The 14109-nt window shown below is 68.5% G+C and carries 15 protein-coding genes; 8 read left to right on the plus strand and 7 right to left on the minus strand.

Annotation, left to right across the window (positions count from 1 at the left end):
• Nucleotides 1-2: 2 nt before the first annotated feature.
• The 3 genes from ABT392_RS04105 to ABT392_RS04115 are packed head-to-tail and all read right to left on the minus strand — an operon-like array spanning nt 3 to nt 3414.
• Nucleotides 3-1262 carry a class I SAM-dependent methyltransferase gene (locus ABT392_RS04105; protein ID WP_464970911.1) on the minus strand — a complete coding sequence of 420 codons (1260 nt, stop codon included), beginning with the start codon at nt 1260-1262 and terminating at the stop codon, nt 3-5.
• Entirely contained in the window at nt 1259-2047 is a 789-nt protein-coding gene (locus tag ABT392_RS04110) for a DUF1365 domain-containing protein (RefSeq protein ID WP_464970912.1), read from the minus strand. The genes ABT392_RS04105 and ABT392_RS04110 overlap by 4 nt, the downstream gene beginning before the upstream one ends.
• Entirely contained in the window at nt 2044-3414 is a 1371-nt protein-coding gene (locus tag ABT392_RS04115) for an NAD(P)/FAD-dependent oxidoreductase (RefSeq protein ID WP_395386522.1), read from the minus strand. The genes ABT392_RS04110 and ABT392_RS04115 overlap by 4 nt, the downstream gene beginning before the upstream one ends.
• Before the next feature lie 162 nt (nt 3415-3576).
• Here ABT392_RS04115 and ABT392_RS04120 point away from each other — a divergent pair, with 162 nt between their 5' ends.
• Together ABT392_RS04120 and ABT392_RS04125 are read left to right on the plus strand one after the other, a co-directional pair.
• Nucleotides 3577-4161 (plus strand): sigma-70 family RNA polymerase sigma factor, encoded by a 585-nt coding sequence (locus tag ABT392_RS04120; RefSeq protein ID WP_334278937.1) that lies wholly within the window; start codon nt 3577-3579, stop codon nt 4159-4161.
• The gene (locus ABT392_RS04125) at nt 4158-4811 is read left to right on the plus strand and encodes a ChrR family anti-sigma-E factor (RefSeq protein WP_334278848.1); all 654 of its coding nucleotides are present in this window, start codon (nt 4158-4160) and stop codon (nt 4809-4811) included. The genes ABT392_RS04120 and ABT392_RS04125 overlap by 4 nt, the downstream gene beginning before the upstream one ends.
• Here ABT392_RS04125 and ABT392_RS04130 read toward each other — a convergent pair.
• Genes ABT392_RS04130 through ABT392_RS04145 form a run of 4 tightly spaced genes read right to left on the minus strand, consistent with a single transcriptional unit; the run spans nt 4794 to nt 7672 of the window.
• Nucleotides 4794-5216 carry a DUF2177 family protein gene (locus tag ABT392_RS04130; protein WP_334278849.1) on the minus strand — a complete coding sequence of 141 codons (423 nt, stop codon included), beginning with the start codon at nt 5214-5216 and terminating at the stop codon, nt 4794-4796. The two genes, ABT392_RS04125 and ABT392_RS04130, sit on opposite strands and share 18 nt — an antisense overlap.
• A 4-nt stretch (nt 5217-5220) precedes the next feature.
• Nucleotides 5221-5865: a DUF6134 family protein gene (locus ABT392_RS04135; protein WP_334278850.1), complete on the minus strand. Its 645-nt coding sequence runs from the start codon at nt 5863-5865 to the stop codon at nt 5221-5223.
• Nucleotides 5862-6632: a DUF1295 domain-containing protein gene (locus ABT392_RS04140; protein ID WP_395386520.1), complete on the minus strand. Its 771-nt coding sequence runs from the start codon at nt 6630-6632 to the stop codon at nt 5862-5864. Before ABT392_RS04140 ends, ABT392_RS04135 begins: the two co-directional genes overlap by 4 nt.
• Nucleotides 6629-7672 carry an SAM-dependent methyltransferase gene (locus ABT392_RS04145; RefSeq protein WP_334278852.1) on the minus strand — a complete coding sequence of 348 codons (1044 nt, stop codon included), beginning with the start codon at nt 7670-7672 and terminating at the stop codon, nt 6629-6631. Before ABT392_RS04145 ends, ABT392_RS04140 begins: the two co-directional genes overlap by 4 nt.
• A gap of 217 nt (nt 7673-7889) precedes the next feature.
• On the opposite strand from ABT392_RS04145, the gene ABT392_RS04150 reads away from it, so the two are divergent.
• From ABT392_RS04150 to ABT392_RS04175, 6 genes are all read left to right on the plus strand, one after another.
• Nucleotides 7890-8315 carry a c-type cytochrome gene (locus ABT392_RS04150; RefSeq protein WP_334278853.1) on the plus strand — a complete coding sequence of 142 codons (426 nt, stop codon included), beginning with the start codon at nt 7890-7892 and terminating at the stop codon, nt 8313-8315.
• A 5-nt stretch (nt 8316-8320) separates the two neighbouring features.
• Nucleotides 8321-9742, plus strand: coding sequence for a cbb3-type cytochrome c oxidase subunit I (locus ABT392_RS04155; protein WP_334278854.1), 1422 nt, complete (start codon nt 8321-8323; stop codon nt 9740-9742).
• Between the two features lie 11 nt (nt 9743-9753).
• Nucleotides 9754-10560 (plus strand): CbbQ/NirQ/NorQ/GpvN family protein, encoded by an 807-nt coding sequence (locus tag ABT392_RS04160; protein WP_395386519.1) that lies wholly within the window; start codon nt 9754-9756, stop codon nt 10558-10560.
• A gap of 1 nt (nt 10561) precedes the next feature.
• The gene (locus ABT392_RS04165) at nt 10562-11503 is read left to right on the plus strand and encodes a 4Fe-4S binding protein (protein ID WP_395386518.1); all 942 of its coding nucleotides are present in this window, start codon (nt 10562-10564) and stop codon (nt 11501-11503) included.
• 3 nt (nt 11504-11506) lie between these two features.
• On the plus strand, nt 11507-13324 hold the full coding sequence (locus tag ABT392_RS04170; RefSeq protein WP_395386517.1) for a nitric oxide reductase activation protein NorD: 1818 nt from the start codon (nt 11507-11509) through the stop codon (nt 13322-13324).
• A gap of 78 nt (nt 13325-13402) precedes the next feature.
• Nucleotides 13403-14107, plus strand: a complete 705-nt coding sequence (locus ABT392_RS04175; RefSeq protein WP_334278858.1) for a Crp/Fnr family transcriptional regulator — start codon at nt 13403-13405, stop codon at nt 14105-14107.
• Nucleotides 14108-14109 lie beyond the last annotated feature (2 nt).

Genomic DNA, 14109 nt, shown 5'->3' on the forward strand with positions numbered 1-14109 from the left:
CCTTATCGCCCGCGCAGCGTCAGAAGGTGGACGTCCACCCGGCCGGTGTTGAAGCCCGCTTCGCAGTAGCAGAGGTAGTAGTGCCACAGGCGCTTGAACTCGGCGTCGAAGCCCAGCGGTTCGATCTCGCTCCATTGCGCGAAGAAGCGCTCGCGCCATGCCTCCAGCGTGCGCGCATAGCTGGAGCCGAAGGCTTCATTGCTGACCAGGCTCATGTCGACCCGCGCCGCCTGCTCGTGCAGCGCCGCCACGCTGGGCAGCATGCCGCCGGGGAAGATGAAGGTCTGGATGAAGTCCGGCGTCAGGCGGTACTGCTTGAACACCTCGTCGTCAATCGTGATCGCCTGCAGCACCGCATGGCCGCCCGGCTTCAGCCGGTTGCGCAAGGTATCGAAGTAGACCGGCCAGTAGCGCTCGCCCACGGCCTCGATCATCTCGATGGAGACGATGCGGTCGAACTGGCCTTGCACGTCGCGATAGTCCTGCAGGCGCAGCTCGATGCGGTCGCTCAAACCGGCGCGCTCCACACGCTCCTGCGCATGCGCGAGCTGTTCCTTGGACAGCGTGAGCGCCGTCACATGCACATCGCTGCGCTGCGCCATCGCCACTGCCAATGCGCCCCAGCCACAGCCGATTTCCAGCACGCGGGCGCCGGGTGGCAGTGATTGCAGGTCGAGCAGGTCGCAGATGCGCTCGAGCTTGGCGGCCTGGGCTTGTTCCAGTGTCTGGGCCTGCTGCTTGTAGAGCGCACTGGAATACAGCATCGACGGATCCAGCCACTGGGCATAGAAGGCGTTGCCGAGGTCGTAGTGCGCGGCGATGTTGCGACGGCTGCCGCGGCGGGTGTTGGCGTTCTTCGCATGCAGAAAGCTCAGGCCCTTGCGCACCAGCGACGTGCCGACCAGCGAATCGCCCCAGCTCGAGTCATTGGCAATGCCCAGTTCGAGCAGGGCGGTGAGGTCGGGGCTCGTCCAGTCGCCGTCGCGGTAGCTGCGGGCCAGGCCCAGGTCGCCCTGCGTGAACAGGCGCAGCAGCGGGCGCCAGCGCGAGAGATGCAGCACCGCGTGAGGGCCGGCTTGCGTGCCATGGGCATCGAGTCGGGTGCCGTCCGGCAGTTCGATGGTGATGGATCCTGCGACCAGCCGCGTCAGCAGCTTGCTCAATGCCTCGCGGGCCCAGCCATGCAGGGGCCGCGCGACCCAGGAGACCGGGCGGCGGCCCGCCACCGGCGCCCGTGCCGAGGTGATCGATGTGTTCATCATGCTTCTTTGCTTTCCACGAGGGTGTAGGCGGCGCCGCTGGCGGCCCGGTGGCGATACAGGGGGGCTTTCTTGAACCAGAGCCGCAGCGCCTCCCAATGGATGGCGGCAACGACCTTGAGTCCGATCAGCGGATGCGTGGCACACAAGCGCAGCAAGGCGCTGTCGGTCAATGGCCGGGCTTGTGCCGCGTAGTGCGCCACCAGCATCGGGCCGTCGGCGTCGCGGGTATTGATGGAGAGGCTCAGGCGGGCCTCATCCGGCGTTTGCGTACGAAACTCGTACTGCATGTCCATGCCGAGAAAGGGCGAGACATGGAATGCCTTGGCGCAGTGCTGGACGATGGTCTCTCCGGGCTGCACGGCTTCGCGCAGCGGGATCAGGTAGCTGTGGCGCTCGCCAAAGGTGTTGTGCACTTCGTAGACCATGGCCTGGAGTGCACCATCCGGCCGATGGCAGAAGTAGACCGAGATCGGATTGAACTGATGGCCCAGCATGCGCGGCGTGCAAAGCAGGTCGATGCGACCGCCCAGCGGCAATCCGGCCTTGGCGAGCTCCTGTTCGATCTGCTCACGCAGCGGCCGGTCGCTGCCGTCACCATGGTCGCGCACATGGAAGCTGAAGAGATTGAAGCGGCCGAGCGAGAACCAGCGCAGCCGCTTGGCCAGGGCGGGTATTTCTTCCAGGTCCAGCAGCAGCGAGAAGACGCGGTAGCTCAGCCGATGGCGCAGCGGCCGCAGCCGCTGATGGCTCACACGGCCGGCGTAGATCGCGCTGCGCACGGTCATGCCGGCACCCTGGACCGCGCCCGCAGCGGGATGCGGCCCGACTCGTTGGCAACCTGCCAGGGCCTGCGCACACCGCCCAACTCTTCCGCCACGGCGAGGCCGGCCTGCAAGCCATCTTCATGAAAGCCCGAGCCGAAGTAGGCGCCGCAGAACCAGGTTCGTTGCTGCCCCTGCAGGCTCCACAGGTCGCGCTGGGCGCGCAGGGCCGCGCTGTCGAACTGCGGATGCTCGTAGACCTCGGTGCGGATCAGGTGCTCGGTACCGGGCTCGCGCGTGGGATTGAGCGTCAGGAACAGCGGGTGGGCCATCGGCAGGTGCTGCAAGGCGTTCATCCAGTAGGTGACGCTGAGCGCATCGGCCTGCGAGCGGCTGGCAGCATAGTTCCAGGCCGACCACACGCGGCGGCGGCGCGGCATCAGGCTGGCATCGCTGTGCAGCACGGCGAGGTTGCGGCTGTAGCGGAAGGCGCCGAGCAGCTGTTGTTCCTCGAACGTGGGCCGGCTCAGCAGCCGCAGCGCCTGGTCGGCGTGTGTGGCGATCACGACATGGTCGAAGCGCCGCGGCTCGGCCGACAGGTCGGTGCCGACCCAGGCACCCTCGCCGTTGCGGTGCACCGAGGTCGCGGCGCAGCCCAGGCGCACGCCGGGGCCGATCGCATCAAGCATGCGGCTCACGTAGTTGCGGCTGCCGCCGACCACGGTGCGCCAGGGTTCGCGCTGACCCAGGGTCAGGAGCTGATGGTTTTCGCAGAAGCGGATGAAGGCTTCGGTCGGATAGTTGCCGATGGCAGCCGGCGAGGCCGACCAGATGGCCGCCGCCATCGGATAGAGATGGTCGTCACGCAGCGCGCGGCTGTAGCCGCGCAGGTCGAGATAGTTGTCCAGCGGCAGGAGGCCGAACTCGGCGGCGTCGGCGGGCGCCTCGCGGTAGAAGCGCACCAGCTCGCGCAGCATGGTCCAGAAGCGCGGGCGCAGGAGATTGGCGGGCTGGGCGAACAGGCCTGACAGGCCGGAGCCGGAGTATTCGAGATCGCCTTCGTCCAGGCTGACCGCGAACGACATGTCGGTCGCCTGTGTCGGCACCTGCAGGTGCTTGAAGAGCGCCGTGAGATTGGGGTAGGCCGCCTCGTTGTAGACGATGAAGCCGGTATCGACCGCGAGGGGTGCGGCGCCGGCCACCGGCACGTCCACGGTATTGCTGTGCCCGCCGGCGCGCGAGTCGGCCTCATAAAGCGTGACTCTATGGCGCTGGGAAAGCAGCCAGGCGGCCGACAGGCCCGAGATGCCACTGCCGATGACCGCCACGTCGAGGCCGCGGCCGGCGGCCGCCTGCATCGCTGGGATCTTGCTCGCCGGAGTCTCGCGCATCGGTTTTCTTTCGTTGGATAGGGAGCGTTGCGGCTTCTACGCAAGCAGCCGGTTTTTGGATCGCTCATGATCTAATCCGGCCGTCTTCGCGTATCAGGGCCCATGATCGCCGTGAGACAGTCTCCTCCACCGCAGCCAGGTCGGCCACATCTGACCGTCGTGATGTCGCCTGCCGAGCCTGCCAATTCCTCGCCTGCCGAAAACTTCGATGCGCTGCTGCTGGCGGTGGCGCAAGGCGAGCGCGCGGCCTTCGCAACGCTGTTCACGCATTTCGCGCCCCGTCTCAAGACCTGGCTGATGCGCTCCGGCAGCAGCGACACCCAGGCCGAGGAGCTGGCGCAGGAAGCCCTGGTCAAGGTCTGGCGCAAGGCCGCGCAGTTCGACCCGGCGCAGGCCGGTGCCTCGACCTGGATCTTCACGATTGCCCGCAACCTGCGGGTTGACCTCTTGCGCCGCCAGGGCCTGCCGACGCAGGAACTGGACGAAGCCGCACTGGCCGAATTGCCCGACCTGGCGCCGCCACCCGACGAGGCCCTGCATGCGCAGCGGCGCGAGCGACGGGTGCGCGCGGCGATGGTGCAGCTCACTGCCGAGCAGGCCCAGGTGATACAGCTCTCCTACTTTGATGATCAGCCGCATGCGCGGATCGCTGAAATGCTTGGCATTCCGCTGGGCACGGTGAAGTCCCGCATCCGCCTGGCCCTGAACCATTTGCGCCGCCTGATCGACGGCGCCGAAGCACCATGATCCGCCACCATCCCGATGATTCCCTGTTGATGGCCCAGGCGGCCGGCCGCCTGGACAGCGGCTCGGCCCTGGTGCTGGCCACCCATGCCGAGCACTGCGAGCAATGCCGTGAGCGGCTGCGCAGTTTCGACGTGCTGGGCGGTGTCTTGCTGGAGCAGCTGGAGCCGACCGCGCTGGCCGAAGACGCGCTGAGCCGCGCGCTGAGCGCCATCGACGCGCCCGAAACGCCGCCGCCGCACCGGCCCACGCCGCTGCGCCGCGCGGCCTTGCCGGAAGGGCGGGCCTGGCCTCGCGCGATGGAAGGCTGTGCCATCGGCCCCTGGCGCTGGATGGCGCCCGGCATGCGCTTCAGCCGCGTCACGCTCCCCTGGGACCTGCAGGCCAATGTGATCCTGCTGCGCATTGGTGCCGGCAAGCTGCTGGCCCGCCACACGCACAGCGACAGCGAATTGACCCAGGTGCTGCACGGCAGCTTCCACGACGGCCGCGCGCTGTTCTCGGCCGGTGACTTCGATGCCACCGACGACAGCATCCTGCATCAGCCGGCCGTGGAGCCGGGTGGTGAATGCGTGTGCCTGGCGGCGGTCAGCGGCCGCCTGGTGTTCGAGAGCCGGGTGGCCCGGACCTTCGGTTCACTGATCGGTATCTGAGGCGCGCGCCACGCGCCAGCCGAGCAGCGCCGCGAGTGCCGTGGCGCTGCTGCCCCAGGCCAGGTCGGCCAGCGTCACATGCCAGGCCCAGCCCACGAGCGTGGCCTGGTTGGTCAGGTCGTAAGTGGCGTAGCAGATGAAGCCGAATGCCGCACCGCGCAGCAGCGCCGTGCGGCCGCTTTTTGCGGCGAGTGCGGGCGCGACGGCAAAGCCGACGATGCCGGCCAGGTAGATCACATAGAACAAGGCCGCTGCCAGCCAGTCGATATCGGTGCGCATCAGGCTGCCTAGCGCGGGCCGGTACAGGCGCTCACCCATCAGCGTCAGCCAGCAGGCGTCGAGCAGCAAAAAACCGCCGGCGCAGGTGGCGTAGGCGGTCAGCAACTGGCGGGGTTTGGTGGTCATGATGTCAGCGCAATCGGTATTGAAGCATGCGACCGCCGCGCACCTGGGAGTCCAGGGCCAGCCAGTCGCCGGTGGGTGAGTACGAAAGTTCGATCGGAGCGTCGACGCCGCTCAGGCGCCAGCGCTGGGCCGACTGCTCCTTGCCGCGCACCTCGACCGCTGCATCCGGCAGGCGCGCGAGCTGCACGGTTTCGAGGCGGCCGTTCTGCGAGTTGAGCAGGCGCGTCGGCGCCAGCGTGCGCAGGGCGGGGTTCCAGTAGGCGAAACTCATCACGCAGCCACTGAGGGCTGGTGCAGGCGGCTTGCCCTGGACCTCGACGCGCAGGCCCTCGGCCTCGCTGCGAGCCTGCACGCGGCTCGGCTTGCCATCATCCTGCGTGCTGGCATCCATGCGGCTCAGGCAGTCGCCGCGCCAGCGCTCGGTGGCCTCGTGCTGGTAGCGGTAGACAACGAGGCCCAGGAAGCGAACCTCGAAGGCCGCGCGGGTGCTGAGCACCTGCTCCTCACCCTGCTGCTTGAGCGTGAAGCGGTGATTGCCTATGGGCTTTCCATCGAGCCGCACCTCGAAGTCCCAGACCTGCTCCTGCGCCTGTGCGGCGGTGCCGAGCAGGGCAGCCAGCAGGATCAATGCGGGTTTCATGGTGCTCATCGCGGCAGCTTTCTCGGCGGACCCGGGAAGAAGGCATTGGTCGTGGCCAGGTAGCGCGCGTACTCGGGACGGCGCTCGGCAATGTCCTGCTCCAGGAGGGCCACGCCGGAGACGCGCAGGAGCAGAAAGCTCATCAGCAGCGGTGAGACCAGCGTCCACCACGTGGGCACCAACAGCCACAGGCCCCACCACACGCAGGCTTCGCCGAAGTAGTTGGGATGGCGCGAGTAGCGCCACAGGCCCTGGTCCATCACGCGGCCCCGGTTGCTCGAGTCGGCGCGGAAGCGGGCCAGTTGGGCGTCGGCCAGGGCCTCGCAGGTGATGCCCGCCAAGGCGAGCACAGCGCCGATGCCATCGAGCCAGGAGAGCGGTCGTGCGTCGTGCAGGCCGGCCAGCAGGGGCAGGGCCACGATGCAGCCCAGCACCGCCTGCAGGCCGAACACCAGGTACAGGCTCTTCAGCGCAAAGCCGGGGTCGTTGCGCTGGCGTATCGCCGCGTAGCGCCGGTCCTCGCCATGGCCCCAGTTGCGCCAGCTGATGAAGAGGCTCAGCCGGGCGGCCCACAGCAGGCCGAGCGCCAGGATGATCAGGCCACGGGCATCGAGCGCGGGTCCACCGAACGCCAGGGCCAGCACCGGCGCCATCACCAGCCAGGACCAGAAGCGGTCCACGAGGCTCGCGTCCCGCTGCCTGACGCTGGCGCCCCAGGCGAGCAGGGCCAGCACGAAGCCGGGCAGCAGGACTTGCAGGGCTTGAGTGATGCTCATGCCTGACTGGACTTGTTCTTCTCGAACAGGTAATGGCTGACCCACCATTGCTGGCCCTGGCGATAGCCGAACAGCTCGGCCACGGCCAGGAAGAACAGGCGCCAGCGGTTCCACCACAGCTTGGCTTCGGCGCCATAGACCTCGTCGAACAGCGGCATCAGCGTGCTGCGCTGCGCGTCCATGCGCTTGAGCCAGGCCTCGGCGGTGCGCTGGTAGTGCGTGCCATCCCAGCGCCAGCGCTGCACGAGGTGCAGGTCATCCTGGCATTGCAGGGCCAGGTCGTCGCTGGGCATCATGCCGCCGGAGAAGAAGTAGCGGCTCATCCAGTCGCTGGCATCCTTCTCGACGAAGGGGTAGGGCGCCTCGCGATGGGCGAACACATGCATGAAGAAGCGCCCCTCGGGCCGCAGCCAGGTCGCGATCTGGGCAAAGGCGCGCGGCCAGTTGCGCAGGTGCTCGAACATCTCGATGGAGACGATGCGGTCGAACTGGGCTTCGGTCGCGAAGGCGTTGAAATCCTGCGTGATCACGCGCACGTTGGTGAGCTTTCGCTCGCGCAGCTGCGCCTCGATGAACTCGCGCTGCGAATGGGAGTTGGACAGGGCGGTGATGCGGCTGTTCGGGTAGCGCTCGGCCATCCACAGCGTCAGCGAACCCCAGCCGCAGCCCAGCTCCAGCACGTCCTGGCCGTCGATCAGGCCGGCCCGCTTGCAGGTTTCGGCCAGGGCGGCGACCTCCGAGGCTTCCAGCGTGTCCACGCCCGAGGGCCACCAGCCGCTGCTGTACTTGCGATGCGGACCCAGCACCGCCGCGAAGAACGCAGCCGGCAGCTCGTAATGCTGTTCGTTCGCCTTCTCGGGCAGCAGGGCCAGCGGGCTTTCGCGCATGCGCTGCAGGAAGGCCTGGGTCTGCTCCGCCACGGCGACGGCATCGCCGCTGGCCACCTCGGCCAGCCGCTCTTTCAGCAGTTGCCGGATGCCCAGCCGTGTGATGCCGTCGGGCAGGCGGCCGTTCTCGATCAGGGTGATGGCGGTTTGCATGCAGGTCTCTCCGGGTAGGCCGTCGGCGGGCGGGATGCCGGCGGGCGAAATGTCAGCGGGCGTCGTCCATCTGATACGCAGGCAGCGTGGCCTTGGATCAGGCCAGCCGGACCAGGGCACGCTCTAAATCTGACTTTCTTATCCAGGTTCAAGGAAATCCCGCGGCCGAATTCCTACGCTGCTGCCATCTGAAACAAGTCTGCTCGAAAGGACTGTCATGGCCCGTGGCTTCACCAGCCAGATGGCACGCAACATCTTCTACGGAGGCTCACTGTTCTTCGTGCTGCTGTTCGCGGTGCTGATCCTGGATACCGAGAGAAAGATTCCTGAACGCAGCAAGGCGGCCGAGATCACGCCGGCCGTGGTGCGCGGCAAGCACATCTGGGAAACCCGCAACTGCATCGGCTGCCACACGCTGCTGGGCGAGGGCGCCTACTTTGCGCCCGAGCTGGGCAATGTCTACAAGCGTCGCGGCCCCGACTTCATCAAGGCCTGGATGCAGGCCCAGCCCACCGGTGCGCCGGGTCGGCGCCAGATGCCGCAGTTCCACCTCAATGAGCAGCAGCTCGAAGACCTGGTCCAGTTCCTCAAGTGGACCAATGGCGTCGACACCGAGCAGTGGCCTCCCAACATCGAGGGCTGAACCAGATGAAACCCGCAACACTCAAGTTCAAGTCGCAGTCGGTCGCCCGGCTGTACTTCACCGGCGCGCTGGCGCTCTTCGTGGGCCAGATCGTGTTCGGCGTGCTGCTCGGCCTGCAGTACCTGATCGGCGATCTCGCCTTCCCATTTGTGCCCTTCAACATCGCCCGCATGGTTCACACGAACCTGCTGATCGTCTGGCTGCTGATGGGCTTCATGGGCTCGGCCTACTACCTGGTGCCCGAAGAGGCCGAGACCGAGCTGTGGAGCCCCAAGCTGGCGGTGGCGCTGTTCTGGATCTTCCTCGCAGCCGGTGCCGCCACCATCCTCGGCTATCTGCTGGTGCCCTATGCCACGCTGGCATCGGCCACCGGCAATGACCTGCTGGCGACCATGGGCCGCGAGTTCCTGGAGCAGCCGCTGCCCACCAAGCTCGGCATCGTGGTCGTGGCCCTGGCCTTCCTGTTCAACATCAGCATGACCGTGCTGAAGGGCCGCAAGACCGCCATCACCCTGGTGCTGCTGATGGGCCTGTGGGGGCTGGCGCTGATGTTCCTGTTCAGCTTCGTCAACCCGAGCAACCTGGTGCGCGACAAGATGTACTGGTGGTTCGTGGTCCACCTCTGGGTGGAAGGCACCTGGGAGCTGATCCTCGGCGGCCTGCTGGCCTTCGTGCTGATCAAGACCACCGGCGTGGACCGCGAGGTGATCGACAAGTGGCTGTACCTGATCATCACCATGGCCCTCGTGACCGGCATTCTCGGCACCGGCCACCACTTCTTCTTCATCGGCCTGCCGGGCTACTGGCAGTGGGTGGGCAGCGTGTTCAGCGCGCTGGAGCCCGTGCCCTTCTTCATGATGACGCTGTTTGCATTCAACATGGTGCAGCGGCGCAAGCGCGAGCATCCCAACCAGGCGGCCGTGCTGTGGGCCGTGGGTTGCGCGGTGATGGGCTTCCTGGGTGCCGGTCTGTGGGGCTTCATCCACACGCTGAGCCCGGTCAACTACTACACGCACGGCACGCAGGTCACGGCGGCGCATGGTCACCTGGCCTTTTACGGCGCCTATGTGCTGGTGGTGATCGCCATGATCAGCTATGCCATGCCCATCCTGCGCGGCCGCGAGGCCAACTCACGCCGGGCCCAGGGCTTCGAGATGTGGAGCTTCTGGATCATGACCATCGGCATGGGCGTGATGGTGCTGGCCCTGACCGGCGCCGGCATCCTCCAGGTCTGGCTGCAGCGCATGCCCAGCGAGGGGGCGATGAGCTTCATGGCCACCCAGGACCAGCTGCGCTTCTTCTACTGGGTGCGCATCGCCGGTGGCGTGATGTTCCTGGCCGGCCTGCTGACCTACCTGGCCAGCTTCTTCATCGGCGCGGGCGCCGATGAAGACGAACTGCCGGCCGGCAGCCTGCAGGCGGCCTGAGGAGCGCAGCGATGGAAATGCAGAGCGCCCGCAGCCTGGCCGCCACCCCCTTCTATGCCGAGCAGGCGGACGAATGCGCGCTGTTTGCCCAGGCCCACGCGGCCCGGCTGCCGCTGCTGATCAAGGGCCCGACCGGTTGCGGCAAGACGCGCCTGGTGGAGCACATGGCGGCCCGCCTCGGCCGGCCGCTGATCACGGTCAGCTGTCATGACGACCTGAGCGCCGCCGACCTGGTGGGCCGCCACCTGATCAGCGGCGGCGACACCCGCTGGTGCGACGGCCCGCTGACCCGCGCGGTGCGCGAAGGCGCGATCTGCTACCTCGACGAGGTGGTCGAGGCGCGCAAGGACACGACCGTGGTTTTGCATCCGCTCGCCGACGACCGGCGCATGCTGCCGCTGGAGCGCACCGGCGAGCTGATCCCGGCCGCACCGGGCTTCATGCTGGTGATCAGCTACAACCCGGGCTACCAGAACCTGCTCAAGGGCCTGAAGCCGAGCACGCGCCAGCGCTTCGTGGCGCTCGGCCTCGCGTACCCGGCGCCCGAGGTCGAGCGCGGCATCGTTGCCGCCGAAAGCGGCTGCACGGCCGAGACCGCGGCGCGCCTGGTGCACCTGGCCGAGGCGCTGCGCCGGCTCACCGAACAGGACCTGGAGGAAATCGCCAGCACCCGGTTGCTGGTGATGGCCGCGCGCCTGGCCGTGGCCGGCATGCCGCTGCAGCGGGCCGCCGAGGCGGCCATCGTCGACGCCCTGACCGACGACCCGGAGACCGTGGCGGCCCTGCACGAGGTGCTGGCCGCCGTGCTGGGCCCTTGAGATGACCCCGCTCCCGATGGCGCGGCTGCAGCAACTGCGCCGCGCCACCCAACTCGGCTTTTTCGCGCTGTTCCTGCTGGCGCCGGCGCTGAACCTGTTCCGCTTCGATCTCAGCGAAACCCAGCTGTGGGTGCTGGGCATGCGCTGGAGCCTGGGCATCACCGCGCTGCAGCAGCACCAGGTCAGCCCCACCGAGGCGGCGCTTTCGCTGATCCTGCGCGGCATCCTGCCTGCGCTCCTGTTCGTGGCCGCCTTCCTGGCCGTGGCCTGGCGCTATGGCCGCGTCTATTGCGGCTGGCTGTGCCCGCATTTCTCTCTGGTCGAAGGCCTGAACGGAATGCTGCACCGGGCCAGTGGCCGCTTCAGCCTGTGGGACCGCCAGACCAGCCTGCGTGCCGGCCAGGCCCCGCAGCGCCGCTGGTGGCCGCTGTTCCTCCTGAGCTGCCTGTTCTTCGGCCTTCTCTGGTCCATCACGCTGCTGACCTACCTGCTGCCGCCGGCGCGCGTGTGGTCGCACCTGCTGAGCGCCAACCTGAGCGCGGGCGAGGCGCGCTTCATCTTCATTGCCGGCGGCGCCTTCACGCTGGAACTGCTGCTGGCGCGCCACCTGTTCTGCCGCTTCGGCTGCGCGGTGGGCCTGTTCCAGAGCCTGGCCTGGATGGCCAACCCGCGGGCCCTGGTCGTGGCCTTCGACCGGCGCCGTGCGCGCGAGTGCCGCGACTGCAGCACCGCGCAGGCGCCCGGAGGCAGCGCCTGCGACACGGCCTGCCCGATGCGCCTGCATCCGCGCAATATCAAGCGGATGATGTTTTCCTGCGTGCAATGCGGCCAGTGCCTGACCGAATGCGAGAGCACGCACGCCGGCAATACCCCCAATCTGCAATGGACCGTGGGCCTGGACGCGGTCCGCGAGACGCTGCGCCAGAAGGCGCACAAGGACTGACACATGGAAGAGTGGGTGGGCGAGCGCTGGCACCGATTCATCACCCGCGTGGCCGACCGCAGCCATGCAGCCGAAGCGGTAGAGCTGGCCGAGGTCGAGCGGGCCGCCGGCCTGCTGTTCCGCGCGGCCGGCGGGCCGCCCGGCGTGCGCCTGGTGCCGGCCTCGGCCTCGCGCAGCGGCGGGCCGCGCGACTGGCTGCAGCGCCTGGCCGGCGCAGGGCAGCGCGTGCAGCGCGCGCAGCTGGACCCCGAGACCCTGGCCCTGCCGCCGCGCATCGCCGTGTTCGACGAGCGCGCGCTGAACCGCGACCTCTATCTCTGGCTGGCTGCGCTGGCGGCCGTGTTCGAGCCGGCCCAGGGCTGGCTGGCTGACAACCAGGCGGCCACGCAGCGCCTGCTGGCGCAATGCCCGGGCCTGCTGCCACGCTGGCAGCGCCTGCTGGCGGCGCAGCTGGCCCTGCGGCCGCGCGGCCTGCACGGCGCCGCAGCGCTCGACGAGGCGACCGTGCAGGCGGCCCTGAGGGGCGAGCCGCCCGGCAGCGGCGCACCGCGCTGCGATGCGGTTGCTCCGGTGTGGGTCTGGCTGGAATCGCTGCCGGCGCGCGCGCCCGGCGCGTCGCGTGCCGAAGGCGAGCGAGCCGCGGGCGGCACCCGTGCCCCTGCAAGCGCCGCCCGGCGCCGCACCCGCGACGCGCAAAAGAGCGGTCAGGAGCGCGCGCCGCTGCTGCTGGCCAGCAAGGTCGAGTCCATCCTGAGCTGGAGCGAGCATGTCTCGCTGGACCGGGGCGAGGATGACGAGGACGACGGCAATGCCCTGGCCGCCGCTGACGACATGGAGGCGCTGACCCTCAGCCGCGATGGCCGCGCCAGCGCCTCGCGCATCAAGTTCGACCTCGACCTGCCCAGCGCCAGCGTCGACGACCAGCCGCTTGGCGCCGCCTTCGGCCTGCCCGAGTGGGACTGGAAGCGCCGCTGCCTGCTGCCGGACCATTGCGCGGTGCAGACCCTGGTGGCAAGACCTGGCACCGCAGCGTATCGCCCGGGTGCGGCCCTGCGCGCCACGGCGCGCCGCACGCGCCGCCAGCTCGAACTGCTGCGTGCCGCGCCACGCTGGCAGCGCGGCTGCGCCGATGGTGAGAGCATCGACCTCGATGCCTGGGTGCGCCATGCGACGGCGGCCCACAGCGAGACCGCGGGCGACCCGCCGGTGTTCGCGCGCCGCCAGCGCGGTGAACGCAGCCTGGCCACCTTGCTGCTGGCCGACCTCTCGCTCTCCACCGACGCGCATGTCAACAACGATGCCCGCGTGATCGATGTGATCCGCGAGGCGCTCTACGTGTTCGGCGAGGCGCTGGACGGCTGCGGCGATGCCTTCGAGATGCTGGGCTTCTCCTCGGTGCGGCGCAAGAACGTGCGCCTGCAGCACCTGAAGGGCTTCGACGAGGCCTGGGATGCACGCAGCCAGGCCCGGGTCGGCGCGGTCAAGCCGGGCTACTACACGCGCATGGGCGCGGCCATCCGCGCTGCCACGCTGCGCCTGGCCGAGCGGCCCGAGCGGCAGCGCCTGCTCTTGATACTGACCGACGGCAAGCCCAACGATCTCGACGTGTACGAGGGCCGCTGGGGCATCGAAGACACGCGGCGCGCCGTGCAGGAGGCGCGCGAGGCGGGCCTGCTGCCGTTCTGCCTCAGCATCGACGAGCAGGCCCACGACTACCTGCCACACCTGTTCGGGCGCCAGGGCTACGGCCAGGTGCAGCGCCCGACCGAACTGCCGCAGCGTCTGGCCGCGGTCTATGCGCAGCTGACACGGGCGGCTTGATCCATATCCATTGACCCGCATCAAGTGCGGCGGACGGCGGGCTCACCACAATGCGGGGTCTTTGCCGAGGAGCACCCCATGGACATGCGAGCGTTCGACGTGCCGCGCTACCTGTCGGTCCTGCCGCTGTTCAGCGACCTGAGCCCCGCCGAGCGGGAGCGTCTGGCGCAGGGTTGCAGCATGCGCCGGCTGAGTCGGGGCGACCTGGTGTTTCGCGTGGGCGAGCCTTGCGAGGAGTTCCACGTCACGGTGCTCGGCCAGATCAAGCTGTTCGCGATCTCGCCCGCCGGGCAGGAGAAAGTGATCGAGCTGGTCGGCCCCGGCCACAGCTTCGCCGAGGCGCTGATGTTCACCGACAAGCCTTACATCATCAATGCGCAGGCGCTCACCGACAGCCTGGTGCTGAGCGTGGGCAAGGCCGCCGTGGTGGCCGAGATCGAGCAAGACCCGCGTTTTGCCATGCGCATGCTGGCCGGCATTTCGCGCCGCCTGCATGGCCTGGTGCACGACGTCCAGGCCTATGCACTGCACAGCGGCATGCAGCGGGTGATCGGCTACCTGCTGCGCGACCAGCAGCCGCAGGACTGCGTCAGCGGTGACATGCTGACGGTCTCGCTGCCGGTCAGCAAGGCCACGGTGGCATCGCGCCTGAGCCTCACGCCGGAGTACTTCTCGCGTGTGCTGCATGAGCTCGAAGCGGCGGGCCTGATCGAGGTCGACCGGCGCGACATCCGCATCCTCGACGTGCGGCGCCTGGAGCGCTACCCCTCGACGCCGGCCTGAGC

Source organism: Paucibacter sp. JuS9, assembly GCF_044043925.2.
Lineage (GTDB): Bacteria > Pseudomonadota > Gammaproteobacteria > Burkholderiales > Burkholderiaceae_C > JAUASW01.